We start from the raw sequence: 12,414 nt of genomic DNA on the forward strand, positions 1-12,414 counted from the left end.
CTCGCGGGGTGTCGCGGCTGTCCAGGCGCGGGTGGAGTCGCGGTCGACGCACGAAGCTGCGCGCGACGCTGCAGTTCACCCGCACGCAGGTCGTGCTGTGTTCGGTGGCGAGATGGCTTGATGTCGGTCGAGCAAACGGCCACGACGGCGCCGCAGGGGGCGTCTGGCCGGCGAGCTCGCGGCGACCCCGGTCGCGCAGCGCTGTAGGAGCGACGGGCCCAGGCGCGCGAGCATCGCCATGAGATGCCGCCAAAATTGGCGCCATGCAAGGCACGCTCATCGCAACCACACTCGCGCTCGCTACGGCCGCTTTATCCTCGGTCGTGGTGCCCCCTTCGGGCTTCGAGGTCGGCGAAGAGACCCGGAGGCGATTCGAACAGCCGCTCACGCCCTTCGAGGACATGTGCGAGGAACCGGGTATCGCCCAGATCCGCCACGTCCAGTTCGCTACGCTGGACCCGGCCGGCCGCGTAGAGGATCGGCTCGAGCTGCGCACCACGACGGCGATGTCGAGCTCCGCGCAGATACTCGAGTATCTCGTCAACGAAGAGGTCCTGTTCTCGTTGTCGGGTGAAGAGCTGCTACCGACGCCCGCGGGCCTCCGCTTCTTGCAGGGCACAGGCGAGGATGCCCGCGTCGAAAAGGTGCTCGCCGCGTTTGCGGCCGCACAAGCGCGGATCTTCGCGGTCGATGTCCAGGTACCGCAGCACAGTTGCGGCGACTTGCGCGGCAAGCACGAAGAGAAGACGAAGTGCGGCGCGATCTCGGCTCTCGGCTGTCTCCCCAAGATTTCGGTCGTGTGCCTCGGTGCGATTGGCGCCGGGATCCTGTGTAACTACCTCGTCGACAAGACTTGCGAGGAGAATCCAGACTCCTGCGAGCCGGGTTGGACGACGGGAGAGTGAGGATGCTGCCGCTCAAGGAGTACCTCGAGCCCGGGAGCCTTCCGTATCGAGATCGAGGGCCGCGTTTCTTGATGTCGCGTCCCCAGCCGCTGGGGTTGCTGCCGACGTTGTGGTTCTGGCGCGAGCTCAGGACCGAGCGCCCGGTGTTGAGTATGCTCGTCGGCTCGTTCATGGCGGCGTTCAGCATGGGCATCGTCGCGATCCTTCAGGCGGCGGGAGGCAGTCTTCCCGTGGTCTTCGCGGTGGCGATGGGCCTGCCGTATCTCGCGCTCGGCATCGTCGAGCGAGGTCTGCGGTGGGTGGTGCTTCGCCGACGGCGGGCTCTCGCCCAGGGCAGCGAGACGCCGGCGATCGAGCCTGTAGACGCAGCCCGCGAGTCATAGCGAGGCCGACGTCCATGTCGGCCCTGCGGGCGTCGGCTTGACGTCCGCGAGCGGCGGGGCGTAGCGTCGGTGTATCGGTATGAAGGAGAACGATCAGGCGACGACGGCGGGGGATCGGGAGCGCGCCCGGATGGGGCGAGGAGCGGTGTGATGGACGTGCGGGCGCTGTTTCCGGAGCGGGAAGACGAGGTCGATGCGGAGCAGGCGGTCGCGATCGACGAGGTGTGCGCGCGTCTCGGCAGACCGCGCGAATGGGTGGCGGACGATGGGTTCGAGCACACTGTCGTCGGCGGGGCGATCGCCGGCGAGCGGGTGGCGTGGGTCGAGCGCCGCTCGTCCGGAGACGAGGGCTGGGAGGACGTCGATTACTTCCTGCGCATGCGCGTCGGCGAGGTGCTGGTGCGCGAGTGGGTAGTCGACACGTACAACCCCTATTTCGGGTGCGACGTCGGCTATCTGCGCTGGTGGGGCGAGGAGGTCGTGGCGATCTACCGCGAGAAGCACGAGACGATCGCGTGCGCGCTCGGGTCGACGGGCGCGCCGCGGATGCGGCCGCTCGCTTTCGCGTGGAAGGTGCTCGGCGACGTGGTGTTGTACGAGAGCGAGGCCCGCGGGCTGGTGGAGCGCGTGCTCCTGCCGGAGTTTTTTCAAGGGACCCCGATGGGAGCGGCGACGGCGGCCGAGCTCATGGCGAATGGGACATGTCCGAGAGGACAGCCGATTGGCACCTCGCCGGCGGCGCTGCAGCGGCAGATCGCGGAGCGCTTGCCGGGGTTGACGGGGCCGGTGGCGGAGCTGATCGTCGGGGCGACGGCGTATCGCTTCTGGGACGCGTGGCCGCTGCCGGGGGCGAAGTACGAGGAGGTGTATTCCACTCACCGGTGGAATCCGCCGTGCTGGCTGCCGTTCTACTGCTACTGCGCGAGTTCGGGGGCGGAGGCGCGGGCGCTGCTCGAGCAGCTCGACATGGTCGCGGCGCGGCGGCCGGGGGAGGTCGATGCGGAGAGCGAGGCGGCCGAGCTGGCGTGTCGGCACATCGCCGATCGCTGCCGCGAGCTGGCGGCGGCCTGTCGCGCGGGGCACCTCCCTGGAGATGCCTCCTGCAGCTTTTGGGTGGAGTGGTCGCAGACGGCCTTCAGCGATGCAGAGGCGCTGTTTCCGGCGGGGATGTGGGCGGCGTGGCAGGCGTTGCGCCCGCGGGCGCGGGAGATGGACGCGCTCGCCCGGCGCAGGTGAGGCGCGTTCAGCTCGTCGACCGTCGCCGAGGGACGCGCGGCCGCTGGTGTACCGCGTTCGAGTGACATCGCCCGCCGCAGGCGCCAGGTCGAGCGCGCGCGCCGCCTGGTGCCGCGACCGGCAGTCCTCGCGTCGCCACCCGACAGGCCGGCGAGCCGCGTACGGAACCACGAGTGCCCGTATGGCCACGGACGGCGGGCTCAGTAGCCTTGCATGCCCCGGGTCTCGAGGCGGGTGCGAGAGTGATTTTGGCCGGGGCCGGCGCTATCCTTCCCGGGATATGCGGCGCCTCGCTCTCACCGTCCTCGCGCTCGCAGCCGCCTGCAGCGATGGCGACGGGCAGGGGTCGGGCTTCAGCACGAGCATCACTACGGCGCCGCCGGGGAGCACTTCTTCGTCGAGCGGCGGCGACGCGTCCACGTCGTCGACGTCGTCGTCGAGCGGCATGGGTGAGGACTCGACTGCGGCGAGCACGACGAGCTCGAGCAGTTCGAGCGCCATCCCCGATGTCGGTGCGATGCCCGACGGCGGCGACGGGCCTCCGCCCGGCTGCAAGGGCAAGGTCGACTTCCTGTTCACGATCAGCGGCGCACAGACGATGTGGCCCAAGCAAGAACGGCTCAAGGCGAGCTTTCCGGGCTTCATCGCCACGCTCGAGAGCGAGTTCGCGGACTTCGACTATCACATCCTGTCCGCCAACACGGCCGGGTTCTGGGGCTATCCGAGCTGTGCGGGTTGTGACGATGTGTGCGCGGAGCTCCCCGAGTTCCCGTGCGGCACGCCGCCGCAGCCTTGCGACCTGGTCCGCGGGGCAGGTATGACCTACCCGATCGGGAAGGACGCGAGCAACCAGCGGTGCGAGCTCGCGAGCGGCCTCCGCTACATCACCGCCGGTCAGCCCGACCTCGTGGACGCGTTCACCTGCATCGCCTCGATGGGGACCAATGGCACCGACAACGTCGCGGAGGTCACCATGATGGCCGTCGCCGACGAGATCAACCATGCGCCCGGCGCGTGCAACGAGGGGTTTCTCCGCGACGATGCGCTCCTCGTCGTCGTGGCGATCCAGGACACTTACGACAGTTACAGCGCGGGCACGCCGGAGGACTGGAGAGACGCCCTTTTGGAGGCGAAAGGTGGTGACGCCGACGCGGTGGTCCTCCTCGTGATCTCGACCGACATCGACGATCCCGACGCGCTGTGCGGCTACGATCCGGGTACCGAGCACGAGCTCCGCACCTGGACCGAGCTCATGCAGCCGAACGCGCTGTTCGGCTCGATCTGCGCCGAGGGGTACAGCGACTACTTCGCCACCGTGGCGAAGATGATCAAGTCGCAGTGCGACGTGTTCGTGCCGCAGTGACGGGCTACGGGTAGAGGCGCAGGGCGAACGCACGCGGTTGCAAGGCGTCGAACTCGCTGCCGACGACGTAGGTGTAACCCCACGCGTCGACCGCGAGGCCCGCGGCTTCGTCGGGGCCCTGGCCCGGCCCGTTGCGGATCACCTCCCATGCCGGCGCGCCGACCGGCCCGGAGACGGCGAGGATCCAGGCGTTGGCGTCGGTCAACGGCTGTTGGCGGACTCCGGCGATGACGAGCTTGCCCTCGCGGTCTTCGCCGGCCGCGAAGCCGATCGCATCGTTCGCGGGCGTCGGCTCGATCCGCATACCGATCGGTTCGCCCTGGGCCGAAAAACCAGCGCATCATCACCTGGCGGACCGATCCTTTGTCGCGGCCCCAGCCGACCACGGCGAACCCTCCGTCACGCAACGGCGTGATGGCCATCCCCGCGTCCTCGTCCAGCTGTTCGCCGGGCGAGATCCACTCGCCGAGCGGCTCTCCGTCCAGGCTGTGGCGCAAGACCACGGTCCTGCGGACCGGTACATTGTCGAGGCCCTCGGTGTCGTGTTCGCCGACCACCACGACCTCGTCGCCGACGATCGCCACGCCTCGCGCGACCTCGTCGCGCATGTTTAGAGGATCTTCCGCGGCCGTCGCGGCGAACGGGCGCGACGCGACGAGCTCGCCGGTCTCGCTCGAGATCCACCAGACCATGAGGTCGTGGGTACCGGGGCCGGTCGCGAGCGCACCGGCGAGGACGAGCTTGTCGCCGGCCACGGCGATGGCGTGGACAGTGGACTTGAGCGGCCCGGGCCACATCGGCCCCTTGCCCTGGCCGAACGTCACCCGCGACGCCGCCCACCGCGTGTCCGGGCCGCTGGGCTGCGTCCACGCCACGAACGTCGCGTCGCCGGCGGTGGCGATCGCTGGTCCGCGACCGCCGCCGGTCACCGCCACGGGGCCGAGCAAGATCGGCTCGCCTTCCGGCTGCCCCTTCTCGCCGTCGATCCGCAGCGCGACCGCCTCGAGCCCCTGGTTCGTCTCGAAGAAGCCCGCGGTGTCGATCCCGTTCTTGCGCAGCACCGCACCTGTAAAACCGTTGATCGGTCCCGCTTTCACGTAGGGCGGCCACACGTCGGTGCCGCCGGGCTGGACGTCGATCATGAGATCCTTCTCGCCCTCGCCGCTCCCACCGTCGACCGCGTGCGCGACGGCGCGGATCGTGTGCGGGCCGTCGCCGGGCACGTCGTCCGACGTCACCTCGAGCACGTGGACCGGCTCGTCGGGCACCGCGCCGACCACCAGCGGTGTCCCGTTATCAAAAAGGTCGATCGACGCGACCGGCCGCGACGTCCAGACAGATACCAGCACCTCGCCCGCGGCGAGCATCGGCGACGGACTCACGAACACCTCGACCTCGACCGGCAGCACATCCTCGCCGCTCGAGGCCGATCCCTCGCTCGCACCGTTGCCCGTTGTCGTGATGGTCGTGAGGTCGCCGGTCGCGGTCTGGTTCGCCTCGGTGCTGTTCGGGTCGCTCGACGCGTCGGTCGTGCAGGCGTCGAGCTCGGCGCAGCTGCTCGAGCTGGCCGTGGACGTCGTGGAGTCGGTGTCCGGATAGTATTTTGTCCCTCGAGCCACAGGTCGCGCAGGCATCCGCTCGACAGAAGGACCAGGCTGGCGAGCACGAGGGCGCAGGGCATGCGGAGCGTCTGGGACATCGGGGGCCTCGTGGGCATTGGGTCAAAAACGCGCGCAGAATGCAACCGCGCCAGAAGCCCGCGTGCGTGGCTCCCTCGGGTCATTCGGCGAGCGCGCAGCGAGCACCGTCCACGAGCGTCGACGCCTCCGCCGACGGTCGTGCCTCGGCGCTACAGTCTTGGCGATCGTCTCCCGGAGCGACGCGATATGGCCGCATAGACATGCCTAAAAGGGCATGTCCTCAAGGGCATGAGCGGTCAGTCGCCGAGGAGTTCCCAGCCCGCGTCGCAGATCTCGATCTCGGTGATGGTGAAGGTGCGCAGGCACTCGAAGCGCTGGACGAGGTCGGTCATCGCGGTGCAGGCGGCGAGCTGGGCGTCGGTCGGGGCCTCGCCGTGGAGGGAGTCGGTCGCGATGTAGTCGAGGTCCATCTGGCCCCAATTGCGGCGAATGATGGTACCGTCGTCGCGGATGACGATGTAGCCCTCCTCGTCGTACTGCGTATAATTGAGCTTGTAGGACCAGCGGATCACGCCCGGCGTCTTGGCCTGGAGAGCGTCGAAGGCGCAGGTGAGCGCGTCGGGGTTCTTGACCTCGGTGCCCTGGTTGTCGGCGATGTCGTCGACGAGGATCTTCGGACACACGTCGTCGCCGCAGGTGGTGCCCGGCGAGGGCGGGGTCATGTCGCCGCCCACGTCGTCGGGGATGCAGGGGCATGTCTCGGGGCCGGGGCTGGTATCGGTGCCGGACTTGGACTCGGGGCTGCACGCGAGGAGCGAGGGCATCAGGAGGGCTGGCACGAGGGCGTAAACCAAACGCATGGCGGCATGCTAACCGATCGCGAGCGCGGAGGTCGCCACGGCTGCGGGGGAGTTTGCGGCGAGCTGACCGGCGGTTCGGGACAAGCAGGCCGGAACGTGGGCGGGTCCCCGATCTGCGCGCTTCTGGTAACGTTCCCGCGCATGCAGGGCGGCAATCCACTCGATCAGGTGAGCTTCGACGTCACCGGTCATACGTTCAAGGGCGAACAGGGCAACGTGCGGGTGTGGTGGTCACCGCACGGCGACGCCATCGGGCTCTACCACCACGCGCTGCCGCCCGACATCGCGGCGTCGCCGACGTCGCGGGCGCAGCTGGTGCAGTACTACGCCAAGATGGCGAGCGAGGCGGGGATCGGGGTGCTGGAGGTCGAGCCGATCGTGGTCGACGGACTCGTCGCGGTGCGCACGCTGTTCAAGGCGCCGCAGCAGCCGAACGGCCGCACGTACATCGCGTCGCTGACGCTGCCGTTCCGCGAATTCAGCTACGTCCTGAAGGCACAATGCGCGGAGCAAGGGATGACCGGCGTGCGCGACAGCATCGTCCTCGACGAGCTGCTGTTGTCGGGGGGGGTCCGCTTCGACGGCGAGCCGCGGACGGCCGTGGGCTGGACGATGGACCCGCAGGTCCCGCCAGGACCGCTGGTCTACAACAAGTCCGAGGCGCCGGAGTACGACGCGCGCTTCCCCGAGCACCCGCTCAGCCGCGCGCGGGCGATCCTCCGCCACCTCGAGGCGACGACGCGGGTCTCCCACGCGGTCCGCGGGGCGGCTCCGTTCGTCTGGCCGGCAGGCTGAGCGCCGGACGGCTGGACTGTGCCTGTTCGATCGAGCGTGTCCGAAGGGACAGGCTGTGCGCCGCGGCTCAGTTCGCGGGCGGGACGAGGGCGGCGCGGTGGCCGGCGACGGCGGCGAGCACGGTCGGCTTGCAGCCCTCGCCGCCGTGCTCGTCGATGTGGCGCACGAGGGCGCGGCGCATGCGGGGGTCCCAGAAGCGGCGCAGGTGGCCGGCGATGCCGTCGGTGACGGCGGCCGGGTCGGGGTCCGACTCGAAGAAGGTGGCGATGTCGTTGGCCATCTTGACCAGCTTGTGCGCGTCCATGACGTGGCTCCGTCAGCGGGGGGCGGGTTCGCGTGGAGGCAGGAGGGCGTCCTGCTGCTCGCTGAATTCACCGAAGCGGCGCTGCCAGGTCGACGCGGGCTCGCTGGTCGGACTGACCTGCACGGCGGTCACCTTGTACTCGGGGCAGTTGGTGGCCCAGTCGGAGTTCTCGGTGGTGATGACGTTGGCGCCGGAGCCGGGGAAGTGGAAGGTGGTGTAGACGACGCCGGGCTGCATGCGCTCGCTGATCGTGCAGCGCAGGACGGTCTCGCCGGCGCGGCTGGCGATCTTGCACCAATCACCGTCCTTGATCCCGCGCTGCTCGGCGTCGTGCGGGTGGATCTCGAGGCGATCCTCTTCGTGCCAGACATTGTTGGCAGTGCGCCGGGTCTGGGCGCCGACGTTGTACTGGCTGAGGATCCGCCCGGTGGTGAGGATCAGCGGGAACCTCCGCGTGACCTTCTCCTGGGTGGCGACGTACTCGGTGATGACGAACTTGCCCTTGCCGCGCACGAACTCGTCGATGTGCATGACCGGCGTGCCCGCGGGCGCCCTGTCGTTGCACGGCCACTGGATGCTGCCGAGGCGGTCGAGCTTGTCGTAGCTGACGCCGGTGAAGGTGGGGGTGAGGCGGGCGATCTCGTCCATGATCTGCGACGGGTGGTCGTAATGCATGGGGTAGCCGAGCGCCTCGGCGAGCGCGAGCGTGGTCTCCCAGTCGGCCTTGCCGGCCAGCGGCGGGCTCACCTTGCGCACGCGGGAGATCCGCCGCTCGGCGTTGGTGAAGGTGCCGTCCTTCTCGAGGAAGGAGGAGCCGGGCAAGAACACGTGGGCGAACTTGGCGGTCTCGTTGATGAAGAGGTCCTGGACGACCAGACACTCGAGCGATTCGAGGGCGGCGGTGACGTGCTGGGTGTTGGGGTCGGACTGGGCGATGTCCTCGCCCTGGACGTAGAGGCCCTTGAACGAGCCGTCGATGGCGGCGTCGAACATGTTGGGGATCCGCAGGCCGGGCTCGCTGTCGATGTCGACGCCCCAGGCGGCGGCGAACAAGGCCCGCACCGCGGGGTCGCCGACGTGGCGGTAACCGGGCAGCTCGTGCGGGAAGCTGCCCATGTCGCAGCTGCCTTGCACGTTGTTCTGACCGCGCAGCGGGTTGACGCCGACGCCGGGCCGGCCGATGTTGCCGGTGACCATGGCGAGGTTGGCGATGCCCATGACCATGGTCGAACCCTGGCTGTGCTCGGTGACGCCGAGGCCGTAATAGATGGCCGCGTCGCCGCCGGTGGCGTACAGCCGCGCGGCGGCGCGGATCGACTCCGCGGGCACGCCGGTGAGCTCGGCGGTGGCCTCGGGCGAGTTGTGCGGGCTGGTGATGAAGGCCTTCCAATTGTCGAAGGCCGGCTGCTCGCAGCGGGCGCGCACGAAGGCCTCATTGTGGAGGCCCTCGGTGACGACGACGTGGGCGATGGCGTTGATGACGGCGACGTTGGTGCCCGGGCGCAGCTGCAGGTGATGCGCGGCCTCGATGTGGGCGGAGCGCACGAGGTCGATGCCGCGCGGGTCGATGACGATGAGCTTCGCGCCGGCCCGCAGACGGCGCTTCATCTGCGAGGCGAACACGGGGTGAGCGTCGGTGGGGTTGGCGCCGATGACGACGATGACATCGGCGTGCTCGACGGAGTCGAAGTCCTGGGTGCCGGCCGACTCGCCGAGGGTGGTCTTGAGGCCGTAGCCGGTGGGCGAGTGGCAGACGCGGGCGCAGGTGTCGACGTTGTTGTTGCCGAAGGCGGCGCGCACGAGCTTTTGTACGAGGTAGGTCTCCTCGTTGGTGCAGCGCGAGGAGGTGATTCCGCCGACGGCGCCGCGGCCGTACTTGGCCTGGATCCGCTTGAACTCGGAGGCGGCGTGGGCGATGGCCTCGTCCCACGAGACCTCGCGCCAGGGCTCGCGGATCGAGCCGCGGATCATGGGCCTGGTGATGCGATCCTTGTGGGTGGCGTAGCCCCAGGCGAAGCGACCCTTGACGCACGAGTGGCCGTGATTGGCGTGACCGTCGCGGTTGGGGACCATGCGCACGACCTCGCTGCCCTTGACCTCGGCGCGGAACGAACAACCGACGCCGCAATAGGCGCAGGTGGTGACGACGCTGTGGTCGGGCTGGCCGCGCTCGACGATCGATTTTTCGACGAGGGTGGCGGTGGGGCAGGCCTGGACGCAGGCGCCGCAGGAGACACACTCGCTGCTCTTGAAGTCGGTGTTGCCGCTGGCGATCTTCGACTCGAAGCCGCGGCCCTGCAGGGTGAGCGCGAAGGTGCCCTGGACCTCCTCGCAGGCGCGGACGCAGCGCGCGCAGGCGATGCACTTGGCAGGGTCGAAGTCGAAGTAGGGGTTCGAGGTGTCCTTCTCGGCCTGCTTGAAGTGGTTGGCGCCGTCGAAGCCGTACCTGACCTCGCGCAGACCGACGACGCCGGCCATCTCCTGCAATTCGCAATTGCCGTTGGTCGGGCAGGTGAGACAGTCGAGCGGATGATCGGAGATGTACATCTCCATGACGCCGCGGCGCAGCCTGGCGAGCGGGTCGGACTGGGTCCGCACCTTCATGCCGGGCTCGACGATGGTGGTGCAGGAGGCCGGATAGCCGCGGCGGCCGTCGATCTGGACCAGGCACAGGCGACACGAGCCGAACGCCTCGAGCGACTCGGTGGCGCACAGCTTCGGCACGCGCACGCCGGCGTCGGCGGCCGCCCGCATGACCGAGGTGCCGGCCGGGACGGTGACGCTGCGACCGTCGATCTCGAGGGTGACCTGCTCGCTGCTGGTGCGCGCGGGGGTGCCCGCGTCGGGCTCTTTGACGGAGTACATGGCAGTTCCTCCTCGGCGCGCGTCAGCGCTGGAAGTCCTCGGGGAAGTGTTCGAGCGCGCTGAGCACCGGGGCGGGGGTGAGGCCGCCCATGGCGCACAGCGAGCCGTGGGTCATGGTGTCGCAGAGGTCGCGCAGGAGCGCGAGGTTGGGGCCGCGCCGCTCGTTGTTGCGGATCCGGTCGATGACCTCGACGCCGCGGGTGCTGCCGATCCGGCACGGAGTGCACTTGCCGCACGACTCGATGGCGCAGAACTCCATGGCGTAGCGGGCCATCAGGGCCATGTCGACGGTGTCGTCGAAGACGACGATGCCGCCGTGGCCGATCATGCCGCCGGCGGCGGCGAAGACCTCGTAGTCGAGCGGGACGTCGAACTTCGACGCGGGCAAGTAGGGCCCGAGCGGTCCGCCGACCTGGACGGCGCGGACAGGACGACCGCTGGCGGTGCCGCCGCCGTAGTCGTCGATCAGCTCGCGCAGGGTGAGGCCGAAGGCCTTCTCGACGAGGCCGCCGCGCTTGATGTTGCCGGCCAGCTGGAACGGCAAGGTGCCGCGCGAGCGACCCATGCCGTAATCGGCGTAGTACTGGGCGCCGCGGTCGAGGATGATCGGGACGCTGGCGAGGGTGATGACGTTGTTGATGACGGTCGGCCTGCCGAACAGGCCGGAGATCGCCGGCAGCGGCGGCTTGGGCCGGACCATGCCGCGCTTGCCCTCGAGGCTCTCGAGCATGGCGGTCTCCTCGCCGCAGATGTACGCGCCGGCGCCCCGCCGCAGCTCGATGTCGAAGCGCCGCCCGCTGCCGAGGACGTCGGGGCCGAGCCAGCCGGCCGCGCGCGCCGCTTCGAGCGCGGCCAGCAAGGTGCGCTCGGCGTCGGGGTACTCGCTGCGCAGGTAGATGTAGCCGTACTCGGCGCCGACGGCGAGGCCGGCGATCGTCATGCCCTCGAGCAGGAGGTACGGGTCGCCCTCCATCAACATGCGATCGCTGAAGGTGCCGGAGTCCCCCTCGTCGGCGTTGCAGCAGACGTACTTGCGATCGGCGCCGGCGCCGGCGACGGTGCGCCACTTGATGCCGGCCGGGAAGGCCGCGCCGCCGCGCCCGCGCAGGCCGCTGCGCACGACCTCCTCGACGATCTCGGAACCTGTCTTCAGGGACAGGGCGGCGCGCAGGCCCCGGAGGCCGCCGTGGGCCTCGTAGTCGGCGAGGTCCAGCGGGTCGGTGAGGCCGACGCGGGCGAAGGTGAGGCGCTCCTGTCCCTTGAGCCAGGCGAGGTCGTCGGTGCGGCCGTGGCCGAGCGGGTGGGCGCCGCCGCGCAGGAAGTCGGCGGCGAACAGCGCCGGGACGTCGGCGACGTCGACGGGGCCGTAGGCGACGCGACCGGCGGGGGTGACGACCTCGACGAGCGGCTCGAGCCAGCACAGGCCGCGCGTGCCGTTGCGGACGACCTGCACCGGCTCGCCGCGCGCGGCGGCCTCGCGGGCGATCGCGGCGGCGACGTCGTCGGCGCCGACGGACCGCGCGGTGGCGTCGATCGGGACGTAGACGATGTGGGTCACGCGCGCTCCTGCGGCGAAGCGACGAGGGCGTCGACCAGACGATCGAGGCGCGCTTCGGTGAGGCGGCCGCGCAGCTGGCCGTCGAGCAGGAGCGAGGGGGCGGCGGCGCAGTTGCCGAGGCAGTAGACGGGCTCGAGCGTGACGGCGCCGTCGGGCGAGGTCTCGCCGAATTTGCAGCCGAGCCGCTGCTCGAGCGCGCCGGCCAGCTTCTCGCTGCCCATGGCCTGACAGGCCTCGGCGCGGCACAGCTTGAGCACGTGGCGGCCCGGGGGCTCGCTGCGGAAGTCGTGGTAGAAGGTGACGACGCCGTGGACCTCGGCGCGCGAGAGGTTGAGGGCGGCGGCGAGTCGGCCGATCGCGTCGGGCGGGATGTGGCCGAGGCGGTCGGCGATGCCGTGCAGGACCTGCAACAGGCCGCCAGGCAGATGACCGCCGGCGGCGAGCGCCTGGTCGATCGCGTCGGAGCTCATGCTCGCGAATCTACCGAGTTCCGCGCGCGGGCCCA

13 protein-coding genes are annotated in these 12,414 nt (G+C 69.9%); 6 read left to right on the top strand and 7 right to left on the bottom strand.

What is annotated here, in order from left to right:
• Positions 1 to 263: 263 nt before the first annotated feature.
• The 3 genes from K7C98_RS09655 to K7C98_RS09665 all read left to right on the top strand — a co-directional run bounded on the left by K7C98_RS09655 (position 264) and on the right by K7C98_RS09665 (position 2,524).
• Positions 264 to 905: a hypothetical protein gene (locus K7C98_RS09655; RefSeq protein ID WP_224191304.1), complete on the top strand. Its 642-nt coding sequence runs from the start codon at positions 264 to 266 to the stop codon at positions 903 to 905.
• Between the two features lie 2 nt (positions 906 to 907).
• Positions 908 to 1,288 carry a hypothetical protein gene (locus K7C98_RS09660; RefSeq protein WP_224191305.1) on the top strand — a complete coding sequence of 127 codons (381 nt, stop codon included), beginning with the start codon at positions 908 to 910 and terminating at the stop codon, positions 1,286 to 1,288.
• Positions 1,289 to 1,438: 150 nt separating this feature from the next.
• The gene (locus K7C98_RS09665) at positions 1,439 to 2,524 is read left to right on the top strand and encodes a hypothetical protein (protein WP_224191306.1); all 1,086 of its coding nucleotides are present in this window, start codon (positions 1,439 to 1,441) and stop codon (positions 2,522 to 2,524) included.
• 264 nt (positions 2,525 to 2,788) lie between these two features.
• Here K7C98_RS09665 and K7C98_RS09670 read toward each other — a convergent pair whose 3' ends face one another.
• Positions 2,789 to 3,025, bottom strand: a complete 237-nt coding sequence (locus K7C98_RS09670) for a hypothetical protein (RefSeq protein WP_224191307.1) — start codon at positions 3,023 to 3,025, stop codon at positions 2,789 to 2,791.
• Between the two features lie 16 nt (positions 3,026 to 3,041).
• On the opposite strand from K7C98_RS09670, the gene K7C98_RS09675 reads away from it, so the two are divergent.
• A complete protein-coding gene (locus K7C98_RS09675; protein ID WP_224191308.1) occupies positions 3,042 to 3,887 on the top strand; it encodes a hypothetical protein in 846 nt (281 codons plus the stop codon).
• Here the strand turns inward: K7C98_RS09675 and K7C98_RS09680 are convergent.
• Complete coding sequence (locus K7C98_RS09680) at positions 3,827 to 5,296, bottom strand: hypothetical protein (protein WP_224191309.1); 1,470 nt, start codon at positions 5,294 to 5,296, stop codon at positions 3,827 to 3,829. The two genes, K7C98_RS09675 and K7C98_RS09680, sit on opposite strands and share 61 nt — an antisense overlap.
• A gap of 58 nt (positions 5,297 to 5,354) precedes the next feature.
• On the opposite strand from K7C98_RS09680, the gene K7C98_RS43460 reads away from it, so the two are divergent.
• On the top strand, positions 5,355 to 5,486 hold the full coding sequence (locus K7C98_RS43460; RefSeq protein ID WP_263429382.1) for a hypothetical protein: 132 nt from the start codon (positions 5,355 to 5,357) through the stop codon (positions 5,484 to 5,486).
• A gap of 337 nt (positions 5,487 to 5,823) precedes the next feature.
• Here K7C98_RS43460 and K7C98_RS09685 read toward each other — a convergent pair whose 3' ends face one another.
• Positions 5,824 to 6,387, bottom strand: a complete 564-nt coding sequence (locus tag K7C98_RS09685; RefSeq protein ID WP_224191310.1) for a hypothetical protein — start codon at positions 6,385 to 6,387, stop codon at positions 5,824 to 5,826.
• Positions 6,388 to 6,528: 141 nt separating this feature from the next.
• Between K7C98_RS09685 and K7C98_RS09690 the strand changes: the two genes are divergently transcribed.
• Positions 6,529 to 7,182, top strand: a complete 654-nt coding sequence (locus tag K7C98_RS09690) for a hypothetical protein (protein WP_224191311.1) — start codon at positions 6,529 to 6,531, stop codon at positions 7,180 to 7,182.
• Positions 7,183 to 7,249: 67 nt separating this feature from the next.
• On the opposite strand, the gene K7C98_RS09695 is transcribed toward K7C98_RS09690, so the two are convergent.
• Genes K7C98_RS09695 through K7C98_RS09710 form a run of 4 tightly spaced genes read right to left on the bottom strand, consistent with a single transcriptional unit; the run spans position 7,250 to position 12,379 of the window.
• Positions 7,250 to 7,486, bottom strand: a complete 237-nt coding sequence (locus K7C98_RS09695; protein ID WP_224191312.1) for a formate dehydrogenase subunit delta — start codon at positions 7,484 to 7,486, stop codon at positions 7,250 to 7,252.
• A gap of 12 nt (positions 7,487 to 7,498) precedes the next feature.
• Complete coding sequence (gene fdhF, locus K7C98_RS09700) at positions 7,499 to 10,351, bottom strand: formate dehydrogenase subunit alpha (protein WP_224191313.1); 2,853 nt, start codon at positions 10,349 to 10,351, stop codon at positions 7,499 to 7,501.
• Positions 10,352 to 10,373: 22 nt separating this feature from the next.
• Positions 10,374 to 11,909, bottom strand: coding sequence for a formate dehydrogenase beta subunit (locus K7C98_RS09705; RefSeq protein ID WP_224191314.1), 1,536 nt, complete (start codon positions 11,907 to 11,909; stop codon positions 10,374 to 10,376).
• A complete protein-coding gene (locus K7C98_RS09710) occupies positions 11,906 to 12,379 on the bottom strand; it encodes a formate dehydrogenase subunit gamma (protein WP_224191315.1) in 474 nt (157 codons plus the stop codon). The genes K7C98_RS09705 and K7C98_RS09710 overlap by 4 nt, the downstream gene beginning before the upstream one ends.
• Positions 12,380 to 12,414: the final 35 nt, after the last annotated feature.

The sequence above is a fragment of the Nannocystis pusilla genome, assembly GCF_020073745.1.
GTDB lineage: Bacteria > Myxococcota_A > Polyangia > Nannocystales > Nannocystaceae > Nannocystis > Nannocystis radixulma.